This window comes from Vibrio mangrovi (assembly GCF_024346955.1).
GTDB classification, from domain to species: domain Bacteria; phylum Pseudomonadota; class Gammaproteobacteria; order Enterobacterales; family Vibrionaceae; genus Vibrio; species Vibrio mangrovi.
The window spans coordinates 2294839-2310395 of record NZ_AP024883.1 but is presented as its reverse complement, the minus strand read 5'-3'; the positions used below and the strand labels follow the sequence as shown (position 1 = coordinate 2310395).

Sequence of the window (15557 nt, the reverse complement as noted above, 5' to 3'; positions counted from 1 at the left end):
GACTCCGGGAAATTAAAGTTATGAAAAGAAAATATCCAAATCTCAGTAAACCCATCCAAATCGGTAATGTGTATTTCCGTAACCGGATGTTTGGTGCACCTATGGGCGGTACAGATATCACTGCAGATTGTACGATTGGTCCTGCATCAACCGCATTCTATGAATACCGTGCCAAAGGAGGTGCCGCAACTGTCACCGTGAGTGAACTGGTTGTACATCCGGAAACCGAAGGTTCTCATATGTACCATTTGGATCTGCATACACCAGGTTCACTGTCGAGCTTCACCTATACGGCGGATGCGATTCGCCGGCATGGTGCAATTGCGAGTGTGGAACTGTCACACAGTGGTCAGTATGCAGGGACTTATCTGACCGATAAAGATCAGAAAGCCGGATTATGTCAGTGGGGACCAAGTAACGGAATGCGTCCGGATGGCCGCGAAGTGAAAGAGTTAACCCAAGAGCTGATTGACGAGATTGTGGAGGCCTATGGCGAAAAAGCGGCTTTGGCGAAAAAAGCCGGTTTTGAGATGGTCATGGTGCATGGCGGTCATGGTTGGCTGATAAACCAGTTTTTGTCGCCATATTTTAACAAACGTACCGACAAATACGGTGGCTCAGTGGAGAATCGGGTACGTTTTGCTCAGGAAGTTCTCGACAGTGTCCGTAAAGCAGTTGGCCCTGGATTCCCAATCGAATTCCGTCTGAGTGGTTCTGAGCTGTTCGAGGGTGGTTATAGGCTCGAAGAGGGAATTGAAATTGCCAAACTGATTGAAAGCCGGATTGACCTGTTGCACGTATCAGCGGGAACGTATCAGCGTGGCTTTGGTGTGACTCACCCGTCAATGTTCTTGCCACACGGTAGTAATGTGTATCTTGCTGAGGCGATTAAGAAACATGTCAGTGTGCCGGTTGCGATTGTCGGTGGTCTCAATGATCCAGAAAAGATGGAAGAAATTATTGCTTCCGGTAAGGCTGATATTGTAGAAATGGCCCGGGCGTTACTGGCCGATCCTGAATTGCCGAAGAAAGTGGTTACCAATCAGGATGACCGGATTGTTCGCTGTCTGCGCTGCTTTACCTGTATGGCAGAACGGGCAGAAACAGCAACTCGCCGTTGTACGGTAAACCCAATTATTGGTCGTGAGCTGGATGGAATGGAAATTCTGCCGGCCCGGGTGAAGAAAAAGGTGCTGGTTGTCGGTGGTGGTCCGGGTGGACTGCAGGCTGCACTGACCGCCGCCAAACGGGGTCATGAAGTCATTCTGTGTGAAATGAACGACGAAGTTGGCGGAATTCTGATCGGTGAGCAGGCAATTCCGTTTAAGTACGAAATGTATCGCCTAGGACTTTCACTGGGCAAACTGTGTGAAGATGCCGGTGTGGATATTCGTCTGAATACCAAAGTGGATAAAGCTTACGCCGATGAGATTGATGCCGATGCCATCATTATTGCCGTGGGATCTGAACCATTTGTTCCGCCCATCAAAGGGATTGATGCTGACAACGTTGTACTGACTAACGATTACCACCACAGAGTAGATGCGATTACCGATGATGTGATCGTTCTCGGTGGTGGTCTGGCTGGCTGTGAAGCGGCAATTCACTTTGCAAGAGAAAACAAGAATGTCAAACTGGTTGAGATGAATTCTGAACTCTCACCGGATGCGAATATTCGTCACCGTCCGCTGCTGCTGGCTGAAATCGAGAAGAGTGGTGTTGAAGTTTATAAAAACCACAAAGCGCTCGAAATCAGCGATAACGGTGTACTCTGTCAGGGACCGGATGGTCAGGAAATCAAACTGGCCGGAACCAGTGTGTTGTGTGCTTTAGGTCAGCGTTCACGTCGCCAGAGTGTCGATGAACTCTGGGACTGCGCGCCGTTAGTCTCGCAAGTTGGTGACTGTGTGAAAGTGTCGACCATTACGACTGCGGTCTATCAGGGTCATCACGCCGCGATGGATATTTAACTGACATAAGATGTGTGGCTGAGTGACTACTCTCAGCAACTATCTGAATGTTATTCATAAAAAGCCGGTAATCTGTGCAGGATTGCCGGCTTTTTCGTGTTCATTTTTTCTGTCCTTCTTTCTGCGTTTGACAACACTGGTTCTATTAATATATGTTATTCCATATATATGAAATATCGAATATGAGAAACAGAAATGAATCTGACTGATTTTTCGCTGCCTGCTCTGGATGAAACCCAGTTCCGGGTACCGGATTCCGAACAGTTTTGCCGGAGTTTTTCACAGCACAAACCCCGGATGCTGCTGTTGTACGGCTCACTACGTGAGCGCTCATTCAGCCGCTTGGTAATTGAAGAGTGTGCGCGTTTACTGGTGCGAATGGGGGCTGAAGTGAAGATCTTTAACCCGGAAGGTTTGCCGTTACCGGACAGCGCAGAAGCCACGCATCCGAAGGTTCAGGAATTGCGGGAGCTGGTTACATGGTCTGAAGGGCAGGTATGGTGCTCACCTGAACGGCATGGAGCGATGACCGGCATTATGAAAGCCCAGATCGACTGGATTCCTTTGTCGTTAGGTGCTGTGCGTCCGACTCAGGGAAAAACATTAGCGGTGATGCAGGTCTGTGGTGGTTCACAGTCTTTCAATGTGGTGAACCAGTTACGGGTTCTGGGGCGCTGGATGAGAATGCTGACCATCCCGAATCAGTCTTCTGTGGCTAAAGCATTTCTTGAATTTGATGAAGAAGGGCGGATGAAGCCATCGGGTTATTACAACCGGATCGTCGATGTGATGGAAGAGTTATTTAAATTTACGCTGCTGACCCGGGATAACAGCGATTATCTGGTTGATCGTTATTCTGAACGGGTTGAATCGGCGGAAGAATTGATGAAACGTGTTAATCAGCAAACACTATAAGCATCAGGATCAGTAAATCGAGGAGTATTGAAGTGATCGTTATCCATCATAACCCGGAATGCGGTACATCCCGGAACGTGTTGAAAATTATTCAGGATGCCGGTTATTCACCAGTGGTGATTGACTATCTGAACGAAGGGTGGAGTAAACCACAACTGCTTGCGTTGTTTGCGGCTGCCGGGCTGACACCGCGTACGGCACTGCGGACAACAAAATCCCCGGCAAAAGAATTGGGGCTGCTGGACGATCATGTTACCGATGACGTGATTCTTGAGGCGATGCTGCAACATCCCGTGCTGGTGAATCGCCCGATTGTCTGTACTCACCGGGGCGTTAAACTTTGTCGCCCCAGTGAGGTGGTGTTGGATCTGCTGGATCAATGGCCACCGGGGCCGCTTGCCAAAGAAGACGGAGAATTAATCATCGATGAGCAAGGCCGCCGGCTGGTATAGAGTTGTTATTTATGCACCTGTTTCGGGAGTATCGGTAAGTGTCGAGAGATAAGTGCCGATTTCCTGATCCAGTAAGGTTTTCTCCGATATAGCCAGAGCAAAATAGTCTGCAACTTTCTCATGGTGATAAATTTCTTTCTGCATGGTTTCATTTTCAATGTCTGCCATGATTTCACGTAGCCGGTAGGCGCCGACTGAACCATAGGAGCCTTTTAATTTATGACTTTGATGGGAAATCAGGGAAGCATCCCGCTGCTCGATCGCCTGAGCAAGTTGTGTCATTGCACCGGATACCGAGTCAGAATACATTTTCAGAACTTTATTAAATAATGCGGTATTGCCTCCCATCCGGTTGAGTGCCTGCTCTTTGTCCCATCCGTTATAGGAAGACTCTTTTACCGGTATTTGGGGCGATAACCCGTTATCTTTCTGCCCACCTTTTCCCACATCAGGTTTTTCTATATCAGGTTCTGCCGGATTCTCGTGTATGGTTGTTTCCTCTGTATGGACAAGAGACGGTCTGGCATATTTCCGGGTCCACTGAATGACTTTCTTGCGTAACTCAGACTGTTCAACCGGCTTGGTCAGATAGTCGCTCATACCATGTTCCAGGCATTTTTCTTTTTCGCCGGAAAATGCATTTGCAGTCATAGCAATGATCGGAGTGTTCTCATGTCCGGTCTGTGTGTTCTCAAACCGAATCTGCCGGGCACAGTCATAGCCATTCATGATCGGCATCTGGCAATCCATCAGAATACAGTGGAAGGGTCTGCCTTCCCGAGAGCGTTGGGTCAGAATATCAATCGCTTCTTTGCCGTTGAAAGCAACTTCAGGTTCAACATCGAGTTCTGCCAGATAACCTTTGGCAACTTCAATATTGATGTCGTTGTCTTCAACAATCAGGATTCTGACACCGGCAAGAGACACGGCGCTATCCGGCGCTGTCAGAACTGGTGTGACTATATCGGAGAAAGTTTGGAATTCCGGATTATTCGTGAGTGCTTTGGCTAACATTCGGATGATAACCGGTGAATGCAGTGTGGTAATGTCCAGTGTGGTCGGATTGGTCCAGTGCTGGAGAGAATCATGAGTTAATGCCACGATTTTTAGTGGTTGCTCTTGCCGGTTTTCATCTAACCGGGTGCAAATCGGCCCAAACCGGGGTGATTCGAGATCAAGAAGTAGTGCGTCAAGTCGATATTGTTCAATCGTGGTACTAATGTGGGCTTCATCTTCAATCAGATAAACCTCACCACCCAGGATCTGGATGGTTTCTGTCAGGGTTGATGTCAGGGTCTTATTGGGGAGGTAAATCCCAATCATCATGTTCTGTAGCATCTGTGGTTTAGTTTCTGTCTTACAGGTATTTGCCGGCATGTCGATTGAGAAGTAGAAACGGCTGCCGATTCCCTGTTCGGATTCAAAACCAATTTCGCCGTCCATCAGTTCACATAATTTTCTGCAAATGGACAAACCGAGTCCGGTGCCACCATATTTGACCGATGTACTGGAGTCTTCCTGAGTAAATGGCTGGAACAGTTTTTCCTGATTTTCTCTGGCAATGCCGATCCCGGTATCGATCACTTCGACTGACAGACGGACGGTTTCAGGCTGGTCGGATGGATTGATTGAGGATGCCCGGATGAAAATTTCCCCTTCACTGGTAAACTTGGTTGCGTTGGTGATTAAGTTATTGATGATCTGTTTTAATCGGTTCGGATCGGTTGTGATCTCTCCGTGACGCAGGTAATTCAGGTCAAGAATGAAATCCAGTCCCTTTTCTTTTGCTCTGATGGCTGAGGATTGCACCAGACTTTCGATCAAGCGGCCCACATGAAATTGCTGGTGACTGATTTCAAGTTTGCCAGACTCAATTTTCGACAGATCCAGAATATCGTTAATCAATACCGAAAGGGTGCTGGTGCTCTGTTCTGCCATGTTCAGGTAACGCAACTGGTCAGGGCTTAGTGGCTCCCGTCTGACCAGCGACAGTGTGCCGATCATTCCGTTGAGTGGCGTGCGCATTTCGTGACTGATCACCGAAATGAAATTACTCTTGGCATGACTGGCTTCCATCGCTTTCTGGTGGGCGATTTCCAGTTGTTGTGTATGTTGCATCAGCTGTTCTGTACGCTGTTGTACTTTTTTCTCCAGTTCCGCATTACTGGTTTTGAGCATTTCAGCGGCTTCTTCTTCTTTGGTACGGTCCCGGACCTGAATAGTATAAGAGTCAACCTTATTCGTCGTATCCAGAATCGGATTAATCGTGATTTCCAGATATTTGGTTTCGCCATTTTTTTTATCGAATCGTGTATCCGTAAGCGAAAGGGCTATATTCGAAGATTTAACCGACTGGAATGATGCCATCAGATCCTGATGATCTAATCTGATACAGTGATCCAGCAGTTGATTGAATGCTGCATGTTCAGGAACATCGAATAAGGTTGATGCTGCATGGTTCCAGGTTTTGATCCTGCCATCTTTATCAGCACCAATGATTGCGTCCGGAGAACTGCTGACAATCGACTGGAATTTTGAATTAATTTTATTCAGCCGCAGGCTGGTGCTGTATGAGCGATAAAAAATGCCCAGTACAAGGGTTAAAATGATAAAAGTCAGCCCTGAAAGCAATAACAACTCATAATGACGTGCAGCAATTTTATGATCGATTTTGCTTTTATGGATGATGCCATACAGATAAACATGTTCATCAAAGCTTGAGCCGGAATAAAGTCTCTGCCGGTCGACGATCAATTCATCTGCGGGCTTTATCAGTCGGACAGCCGACAGTAAACCATCGTTACCGATATCAGATAACTGATACTGGCTTGCGAGGGTTATGTCGGGATTGAGCTGTCTGCTGAATGAAAGCTCGCTATCCGGGTGATGAATAAAATAGCCTTTCGAATCAACCAGCCACATTTCATCAAGCAGTCCTTGTCCTTTGGTGAGGTTGGTGAGGATATTGGTAGCATCGATGTTCATGATCAGAAAACCGAACCGTTCCCGGTCACTGAAAAATATCGGTGTAATCACACGTAGTGTCGGCTGGAGCGGATAGGCAATTTTACCATGTTCGATATTCAGGTTAATCGGTGAGACATGGATCTCTCCGGGAGCGAGCTGGGAAGCCGCCATATAGTAAGCTTCACCGGATTTATCCTGTAAAAAAGCATGCGGTATTCTGACCACTTTGCCTCCGTCGCGATCAACCCGTAGAAACTCTTTGCCTTTATCTATGACAGAGATAATCCGTAACTGTTTAATCTCTCGCCTGTTTTCTATCAGGGCCTGGAAAATAACCGCGAGCCGGTTCATCCATTGTTCTGTGGTGGTCGAATCTTTCGGATCAACACCATTATGCTCAAGGGCTCGGGTAATACCTGAAATTGGGGGTGTGTTGTGGAGAAATTTGACCAGAGAGATTTTATCAGCGATAGATTCTTCTATTTTGTTGACTTCATAAGTGGTTTCATTGACCAGTGTTGCTTTAGTCTCATTCATAATCTGCTCGGCTGAATAGTTGTTATATTCGACGATAGCGAAGATAGCCAGCAACAGAACAACGATAAATACCGTGATGTAGGATGTTTTTGAGAACATGAGCAGAGCCTTTTATCTGGTTGGTGAATCCGTTTTTTCATTCGATGTTTTGGTCAGATTTATCTGCGTCAGAACCGAACGGTTTTTTCCGGAATGCTTGGCTTCGTAAAGGGCTTGATCTGCGGCTTCCAATGCCTCTTCGAGTTGTTCCGGCAGATGTGCCCAGTCAAATGTTGCGCCACCGATACTGATGGTCAGATATCCCAGCGGCGCACTTTTATGTTCCAGAGTCTGCTCGGATATAGCAGATAACAGGGTTGAGGCAATCCGTCTGGCTCCTTCCTGATTGGTGTTGGGGAGCAAAACGGTGAATTCTTCCCCGCCATAACGGAAAACCCGGTCTGAGACGCGTTTGATGGATTTTTTCAGAGTATCCGCGACCTGTTGCAGGCATTTGTCTCCCTTCAGGTGGCCATAGATGTCGTTGTATTGCTTGAAATTATCGATGTCAATCATCAGTAATGACAGCGGCTGACCATTACGACGACATAATCCTTTGATAGTCAGATAATCGGATTCCAGTGAGCGACGGTTGGATAAACCGGTCAGGCTGTCCCGGGTTGACATTGTAGTTAAGAGCTCGGTTGTTATCTTATACCGCATATGCATTTTTACCCGGTGCTCTAAGGTCACGAAGTTGAATGGTTTGGTAATATAATCGGCACACCCGGCTTGCCAGCAGCGGATCTGAGTCTCGTCATCGTCAAGCGAAGTGATAAAAATAATGGGGATATGTGCCAGAGTTGGCGAAGATTTCATCGTCCGGCAGACTTCCCAGCCATCAATCCCTTCCATCATTACATCCAGCAGAATTAAGTCCGGCATCGTGAGAGTTGCCCGCTTGAGGGCTTCCATACCATTTTCGACCAGATCAATCTGAAAAGTGTCGGACAGGCAGCCTTTGAGTAATTCAAGATTAATTGGATCATCGTCAACGATCAGTATCCGGGCATGGTTGTAGCGTAATTCCAGTTCTTCAAGCACAGGACTTTCCTTATCGGTTTTGAAGCATCGACTATTCGTGACTATATTGACAAAAGCCCCGTTTTTTACCGATGAGAGTAGTCTTACCGGCTGCTTAAATGATGAGATTGAGGCCTTATGACGTCACACATTAACAATAGCACTCAAATCAATATATTGGTGGTGGATGATGATCCGACGAATTTACTGATCATGGAGGAGGCGTTGTCGGGTCTGGGTCATATTGTGACTACAACTGATCCACTGGAAGGATTGGCACTGGCTCGCCAGATCCAGCCCCAGATCACAATTCTGGATATTGATATGCCGGTGCGTAACGGTCTGGAGTTGTGCCGGGACTTACTGGCTGACCCGCTGACCTCCAATACTTCGGTGATGTTTGTGACTTCTCATGATGAAGCTGATGTTGAGTATTTCTCGCTGGAGTTTGGTGCCGTTGATTTTATTTCCAAGCCGATTGATGTGCGTCTGTGTCGTCTCAGAGTTCAGAACCAGCTTCAGCTCCGTCTTCAGTCGGATGCGCTTGCCGAAGCTAAAAATAATTTACAGGATTTACTGACGCAACTGCCAGTGTATGTCTCTTACTGGTCATTGGACTGGGAAAGCCAGTTCTGTAACGATTTTTCCGGAAGCTGGTTCGGACAGACACCGGAACAGATGCAGGGACATCAGATTGATGAAGTGCTCCCGGCAGAACTTGCTTCTCAGATCCGGTTATCGGTTCAGGGACAAGGGCAACAGGATGTCAAATTCCGCTTTGAGTTCATTCAGGAACAACGGGAAACTGAATATCTGAATATTCATATCAGGCAGCGTTACATCGGGGAGCAATCACTCGGATATCTGGTTACTGCGGTGAATATGACTGATGTGATCCGGGTGAAGCAGGCGCTACGGGAAGAGAAAGAGTGGCTGAATGTAACCCTGAACTCGATTGGTGATGCGGTGATTGCTACCGATACCTCTGCCCGGGTGACATTCATGAACCCGATTGCTGAACGTATGACCGGCTGGAGTGCTTCGGATGCGAAAGGGTTAGCAATTGAAGAGGTGATGGATTTACGCGATGCTGTGTCGCAGCATCAGGGGATGAACCCTATTCTACTTGCTCTGAAAGAACAACGAACGGTAGGCATGGCTTTAAATAGTCAGTTGACGGCCAAAGATGGTTCTATTTTCCGGGTGGAAGATTCTGCCGCTCCGATCCGGGATAAAAACGGAGAAGTCATTGGCGCGATTATTGTGTTTCACGACGTGAGTGAAACCGTCGCAATGTCAGTTAAGATGAGTCATCTTGCCAATCACGACCAACTGACCGATTTACCCAACCGGATTCTGCTGCATGACCGTCTGGCAAATGCGATTCGAATTGCGGACATCCAGCAAAGCCGCATCGCGATGTTTATGATCGATATTGATCACTTCAAATATATTAATGATGCCATGGGGCATAATTTTGGTGACCTGTTTATCAAACAACTGGCTTCACGTCTCTCGGGTCTCTGCCTGCCGGGTTACACTTTGGCGCGGACTGGCGGAGATGAATTCATCATTATTGCCCCGAATGTGATGAACGCCGGTGTCGCGGATTCTCTGGCAACCGATATTGGTCTTCGGATCAGTCAGCCTTTTCTGTTCGGAGGTAAAGAGTACAAAGTTTCAGCCAGTATCGGGGTTAGTATTTATCCGGATGATTCCGATAGTGAAGAGAATCTGTTACGTCATGCAGACACAGCAATGTACCGGGCAAAACAGCAGGGACGCAACCAGCACTGCTTTTTTTCCAAAGAACTGGAGACGGTGCTGATTCAACGTCACCATATTGAAATGACACTCAGAGAAGCGATTGAGAAAGATGATCTGATTGTACTGTATCAGCCTCAGCATCGTCTGAGTGATGGTGAAATTGTCGGGTGTGAGGCGCTGGTCCGTCTGAAAGATCAGCACGGTCGGTTAATTTCGCCGTGTCACTTTATTCCGATCGCGGAAGAAACCGGGTTAGTACAACAACTTGGCAGCCAGGTATTGCTCAAAAGTTGTCAGGCCGCCAGCTATTGGTATGAACTCGGTTACTCGGTCAGAGTTTCAGTGAATGTCGCGGCGAAGCAGTTTACGGATCCTGAATTTGTAAAAATTGTAGAAAAAACCTTACAGGAGAGCAGGTTACCCAGCCATCTGCTGGAACTGGAAGTGACGGAAAGTGCCCTGATGCACGATTTTGAAACTACAAAGCAAATGCTGATTAGCCTGTCTGAACTGGGTATTTCACTTGCCATTGATGATTTCGGAACCGGTTATTCAAGTCTGTCTTATCTGAAAGCTTTCCCGATCGATGTGCTGAAAATAGACCGTTCTTTTGTCCACGATATGAATGATGATCCGCAGAGTCTCGATATTGTCAAAACCATTGTACAACTGGCGAAGTCTTTACGCTTAAACATTGTTGCAGAAGGGATTGAAGAGACACATCAACAGTCATTACTGGCAGAAATGGGATGTGAGCTGGGGCAGGGATATCTGTATCATCAGCCGCTTGGTCTGGATCACTTTATGACGATCCTTCATGAACAGGGCAAATTATGCCTGTGAGATGATCTGGCAGAAATCAGGACAATATTGCCCTGATTTCAAAAGAACATGGTGAACTCAGGCAGAATATTTCATTCAGTTCAGATAACTCTTTAAGCCTTCAACCAGACGTTTGACTGCTTCGGTCAGTTCATCCGGGTTCGCATTAGTGAAATTCAGCCTTAATGCTGCTGGTGTTGCTTCTGCATTCGGATAGAACACCGGGCTTGGAACAACCGCTACGCCTTTCGCCAACATACTTTCTGCGAGCGCGAAGGTGTCACAATCCGGCAGCGAGAGCCAGACAAACATCCCGCCATCGATCGGCTTTACTGTACAACCTTCAGGAAGTTGCTGGCATAGCTCCGTATATAGCCGGTGATAACGTGTCTGATATAAAGTACGGATGCTGTCCAGATGCTGATCGAAATCCGGATGTTGCAGCAGCCCCAGCAATAATGCCTGCATCGGAACACTAGAGTGCAGATCCGCCCCCTGTTTTACTTTGATTAACGGTTCCAGATAACTGCGTTTGCCGGTGACAACGCCCATTCTCAGGCCGGGAGATGCGATTTTAGAAAATGAACGTAACACGATTGAATGTTCCGGACAGAAATCAGAAACAAGAGGCAGAGCTTCTCCATTGAACCGTAGTTCCCGGTATGGTGCATCTTCAATCATGACAACATTGTAGCGGATGCAGAGTGCAGCAACTTGCTGGCGGATTTCCAGAGTCCAGCAGACGCCGGTCGGATTGTGGAAGTCAGGGACAGCATAGAATGCTTTCGGTGCCTGCTGCCTGAAACAGAGTTCCAGTGCTTCAATGTCCGGACCGGCATCCGTTTGCGGAACAGTAACGATATTGGCCTGAACCAACCCGAAAACCTGCATAGCACCCAGATAGCTAGGGGCTTCCATCGCAATGGTATCCTGCGGATTAAAGTAAGCTCTGGCGATCAGATCTAATCCCTGTTGTGATCCGGTACAGATCATAGCGGTGTGTGTGTCCGGTAGCTGATATGCATCGCGCAGATAGTCCAGCAAAGGGTCATAACCGGCGGTTGAACCATACTGAAAAACCTCCGGCATCTGCGTCAGTTTTTCCAGCGTCGGCTTCATCAGTTCAGTCGGAAACGTTTGTTCATCCGGTAATCCTCCGGCCAGTGAGATCACATTCTTATCTGCGGCAGCGCTAAGGATCTCCCGAATATAGGAAGAACGGGTTTGTTGTAATGAGTGTGCAATTTCCATCTCTGTTCCTGTCTGGTCTTGTATTTTTTGTTTTGGGCCATTTTCTGTCGGAGTACGGCCTCTGGAAACGAATAGTACAGGGGATTGCTCAAATTCGCGTGTCTGTTTATGCTTAACAATATGTCCATTTATGCTATTTGAATCCAATGAGCAGACAACATATTTCCCGGATCAATGATGTTCTTTTTTATATTCATAAAGATATCAGCAGAAACTTGTCAGCAAAGGAGCTGGCTGATGTCGCTGCTTACTCTGAACAGCATTTTCACCGGGTATTTAAACAGACGGTCGGAGAGTCGATTCATCAGTATATCCGGCGGACCCGGATGGAATATGCGGCCAATCAACTGATGTTTGACCCGACATCATCGGTGTTGGAAATTGCCAATAACTGTGGTTTCAGCTCGGCATCATCTTTTAGCCGGGCTTTTAAGGCCACATTCCATATGTATCCCGGTCAGTGGCGGCAGCATGATATGCAGATCGCCGAGAAACCTTACCTCAAAGACCCGGAAATTGCCGCCGGGTATCAACGGGTTGCAAGCCGTGAGTTGCTGCCGCCGAAAATCATGGAAGTACCGGACAGAATGGCTGCCTATGTGCGGCACACCGGTTACAACCGTTCGATTCGTCGTGCCTGGCTGGTACTGAAAGCCTGGGCTGATACGGAGGGGCGTGATTTTTCTACCCAGTTTGGATTACATCATTCAAACCCTGCCTGGGTTGCACTGGATAAATGCCGCTATGTCGCCTGCCTTGCAATTGACCGGCCTTTGCAGTATCGGGGCGTAGTGAATCAAATGGTGATCCCTGGAGGATTACATGCGGTGTTCCGGTTACGGGGGATTTATGGAGAGTTGTTACCGTATATCAGTCTGATTATGGAGCAGTGGTTACCAAACTCCGGCTTTAAGCTGCGTTCGACACCAGCTTATGTGCATTACCACCAGAATCATTTTCTTCATCCCGATGAAGTGTTTGAGCTGGATTTTTATCTGCCGGTGAACTTCTTCTGAGGACAGATATTCCAAGGGACAAAAATGTGGGTTAAAAGGACAGGCAGCATGAATACTGCCTGTGTTGATACTATTCGGAGATGACCGGGGCAGAAGTCGCCGGTTTGATATAGCTGCCGATCACAAAGGTGATCAGGCCCAGAATCAGTGTCGGTACAATTGGGTGGACACCGCCCAGATCGGGTTTGAATGTTACCAGCGGAATATAGCATCCGAGTCCGGCCACCATTGAACTCAGTGCTCCGGCTGCTGAAGCTCTGGGCCAGTATAAACCGAGTACCAGTGGCCAGAGAAATACAGCCTGCAATCCACCTAAAGCCATCAGATTCAGCCAGATAATCATATCCGGTGGATTTGTAGCTGCCACAAAGACCAGCAGCGCAAAAATCGCAGTAATCCAGATAGACAGACGACTCAGTTTTCGTTCGGCCTGATCTTCCCGGAGCATCTGTGGGTTAATGTAGTTGAGATAGAGATCTTTGAGCAGTGTGGCCGATGCCTGAATGAGTTGTGAGTCGATTGTAGACATAATCGCAGCCATTGGACCGGCGAGAAAAATCCCGGCAACCATTGGCGGAAGAACCGTCATCATCAGTGTCGGCATAATTTGGTCCGGGCTGGCAACTTCCGGCACAATAGCCCGGCCAAGCGCCCCGGCCATATGCGTTCCGAACATCAGCAAGGCCATCATAATTGTACTGATGACGATACCTTTATGCAGGGAAGGACTGTCTTTGTATGACATACAACGGACTGCTGCATGAGGTAAGCCGATCACACCGAAACAGACCAGCACCCAGAAACTCAGAATAAACGGCTGGCTGAGAAAATGCCCCGGCCCATACGGTGTAATTAACGCCGGGTCGATGTCATGCAGCCGGGTGACCAGTTCTCCGATACTGCCTCCGGCATGAATGACTCCCCAGAGCAGCACGACGGTTCCAATCAACATCATGATGCCCTGAAGTGTGTCGGTCAGTACCACGGCCCGGAACCCGCCGATGGTGGTGTACAAACCAACGGTACAGGCGAACAGAAATAGTCCCTGATGATAAGACAGTCCTGTGACCGTTTGTAATAGCCGGGCTCCTCCAACGAACTGTACAACCATGGTGCCGAAAAATGCCAGCAGCAGTGTCAGAGAGGCAAGAATCACTACGGTGCGACTGTGAAAACGGGCAAAGAGAATGTCATTGAGTGTCACAGCATTATGGCGTCTGGCTTCAATTGCGAACTTTTTGCCCAGAACACCTAAAGTCAGCCAGGTTGCCGGTAACTGAATCATCGCCAGCAGAACCCATCCCAGCCCCATTTTATAAGCAGCTCCCGGCCCACCGATAAAACTGCTGGCACTGGCATAGGTCGCCGCCAGTGTCATCGCGAGGACAAAACCACCAAGGCTGCGGCTGCCAATAAAATATTCGCTGATAAACTTTCCCGGTCTGTGATGGCGACGGGTCACAAATGCCAGAGCAAAAACGGCGACAAGATAAATCAGTAAAGGTGTGATCAATTGACTATTCATGATTTTCATTCTGCTGTGGGTCAAGAGAGATATTGCGATAGACATACTTCACCATCAGGCCGCACAGCAGGGTGAAAAGGAGCGGGCCGATGACACAAGAGAGAAGAAACCACAAAGGCATTCCCCAATAAAGCTGCGGTAACTCCCGTGATTCCTGCGGTGCAGAAAAACCGTAAGCTGTGGCATACCACCAGATAAAATATCCCAGTGCCAGAGCAATTGCCCATAAGGCCTCACGATGTGCCTGACGATAAGACTCGGTCTGTTGACTCATCCGCTATGATTCTCCCTGTTTTGTGTAATCCTGAAGAGGTCACTATTTCTGAAACGATACAGTCAGTATTGATACCAATGGCTTAAATTGGCTGGCGATCATACCAGATAGAATGCATTTGAGGTAATTTGAGAATATTGTTTGTATGATGTCGGTGATAGAGACGCAAATGAATCGATGATGTATTCACTTTTGCCTTATAGCCATTTGTCTCATTGTAATCGAAACAGGGAGAAGAGCTGATGATTCAACAACTCGACCATTTGGTCCTGACGACAGCAGATGAAACTGCATGTATCCGCTTTTATGTTGATGTTCTGGGGATGACGCTGGAGAGTTTCCAGCCGCAATTAGCCACAGGAGAGCTCGGTGAACCAAGAAAAGCACTTAAGTTTGGTCAGCAGAAAATAAATATTCATCTCAAAGGCAAAGAATTCGAGCCAAAAGCCTGTTTCCCGACCTGCGGAGCGCTTGATTTGTGTTTTCTGGCCAGTCAGCCGTTGGATCAAGTGATTGAGCGGCTTTGTCAGCATGACATCACGATTATTGAAGGGCCGGTTATTCGTACAGGAGCAGTGCAAAAAATTCGTTCTGTCTATGTCCGGGATCCCGATGGTAATCTGATTGAAATTTCCGAGCCGGTTGACAGTTGATTCCTCTTTAAATAATTAGTTCTTCTCTAAAAATGATAATTTACATTTCATTAACAAAACTACCATTCGTGTGAAGTGAAACATATGATTAAGGCGTTTCTTTCGTTCGGAGGTGTGTATGAAAGCAGTTGTGACTTTTTTAGAATCCGGCCATTATCGTGACAATTTGTGGGATGGTGAATTTTATGTCACCCCCGGTCAGCAGCGGGAAGTGAGCATTTACCTTGCTGCACATTTAGTCAGCCAGCATCTCGCATCTTTGTATCATCCTGAAGATGATTCTTCTCATGCGGCCTTACCTGTAAATTACGGCGAGTTGTTAAAATAGTTATCCGTCTTATGTTAT

General features: G+C 47.5%; 12 protein-coding genes. 7 read left to right on the top strand and 5 right to left on the bottom strand.

What is annotated here, in order from left to right; all coding sequences use genetic code 11:
• The first annotated feature begins 20 nt into the window (after positions 1 to 20).
• The 3 genes from OCU74_RS10310 (at position 21) to arsC (ending at position 3337) form a co-directional block, all read left to right on the top strand.
• Positions 21 to 1970, top strand: coding sequence for an oxidoreductase (locus tag OCU74_RS10310; RefSeq protein WP_087479643.1), 1950 nt, complete (start codon positions 21 to 23; stop codon positions 1968 to 1970).
• A 195-nt stretch (positions 1971 to 2165) separates the two neighbouring features.
• Entirely contained in the window at positions 2166 to 2885 is a 720-nt protein-coding gene (gene arsH / locus OCU74_RS10305; RefSeq protein WP_087479642.1) for an arsenical resistance protein ArsH, read from the top strand.
• A gap of 32 nt (positions 2886 to 2917) precedes the next feature.
• Entirely contained in the window at positions 2918 to 3337 is a 420-nt protein-coding gene (gene arsC / locus OCU74_RS10300; protein WP_087479641.1) for an arsenate reductase (glutaredoxin), read from the top strand.
• Positions 3338 to 3346: 9 nt separating this feature from the next.
• On the opposite strand, the gene OCU74_RS10295 is transcribed toward arsC, so the two are convergent.
• Positions 3347 to 6940 carry an ATP-binding protein gene (locus OCU74_RS10295; protein WP_087479640.1) on the bottom strand — a complete coding sequence of 1198 codons (3594 nt, stop codon included), beginning with the start codon at positions 6938 to 6940 and terminating at the stop codon, positions 3347 to 3349.
• 12 nt (positions 6941 to 6952) lie between these two features.
• On the bottom strand, positions 6953 to 7924 hold the full coding sequence (locus tag OCU74_RS10290; RefSeq protein ID WP_087479639.1) for a diguanylate cyclase: 972 nt from the start codon (positions 7922 to 7924) through the stop codon (positions 6953 to 6955).
• Between the two features lie 117 nt (positions 7925 to 8041).
• Here OCU74_RS10290 and OCU74_RS10285 point away from each other — a divergent pair, with 117 nt between their 5' ends.
• Positions 8042 to 10513 (top strand): EAL domain-containing protein, encoded by a 2472-nt coding sequence (locus tag OCU74_RS10285; protein ID WP_087479638.1) that lies wholly within the window; start codon positions 8042 to 8044, stop codon positions 10511 to 10513.
• A gap of 75 nt (positions 10514 to 10588) precedes the next feature.
• Here the strand turns inward: OCU74_RS10285 and OCU74_RS10280 are convergent, their stop codons facing one another.
• Positions 10589 to 11743, bottom strand: coding sequence for an aminotransferase-like domain-containing protein (locus OCU74_RS10280; RefSeq protein ID WP_087479637.1), 1155 nt, complete (start codon positions 11741 to 11743; stop codon positions 10589 to 10591).
• Positions 11744 to 11889: 146 nt separating this feature from the next.
• Here OCU74_RS10280 and OCU74_RS10275 point away from each other — a divergent pair, with 146 nt between their 5' ends.
• On the top strand, positions 11890 to 12759 hold the full coding sequence (locus OCU74_RS10275) for an AraC family transcriptional regulator (protein WP_087479636.1): 870 nt from the start codon (positions 11890 to 11892) through the stop codon (positions 12757 to 12759).
• Positions 12760 to 12829: 70 nt separating this feature from the next.
• Here the strand turns inward: OCU74_RS10275 and panF are convergent, their stop codons facing one another.
• Together panF and OCU74_RS10265 are read right to left on the bottom strand one after the other, a co-directional pair.
• A complete protein-coding gene (gene panF, locus OCU74_RS10270) occupies positions 12830 to 14284 on the bottom strand; it encodes a sodium/pantothenate symporter (RefSeq protein WP_087479635.1) in 1455 nt (484 codons plus the stop codon).
• Positions 14277 to 14558, bottom strand: coding sequence for a YhdT family protein (locus tag OCU74_RS10265; protein ID WP_087479634.1), 282 nt, complete (start codon positions 14556 to 14558; stop codon positions 14277 to 14279). Before OCU74_RS10265 ends, panF begins: the two co-directional genes overlap by 8 nt.
• Before the next feature lie 239 nt (positions 14559 to 14797).
• Here OCU74_RS10265 and OCU74_RS10260 point away from each other — a divergent pair, with 239 nt between their 5' ends.
• Together OCU74_RS10260 and OCU74_RS10255 are read left to right on the top strand one after the other, a co-directional pair.
• Positions 14798 to 15211 (top strand): VOC family protein, encoded by a 414-nt coding sequence (locus OCU74_RS10260; RefSeq protein WP_390623654.1) that lies wholly within the window; start codon positions 14798 to 14800, stop codon positions 15209 to 15211.
• 118 nt (positions 15212 to 15329) lie between these two features.
• Entirely contained in the window at positions 15330 to 15539 is a 210-nt protein-coding gene (locus OCU74_RS10255) for a hypothetical protein (RefSeq protein WP_087479632.1), read from the top strand.
• Positions 15540 to 15557: the final 18 nt, after the last annotated feature.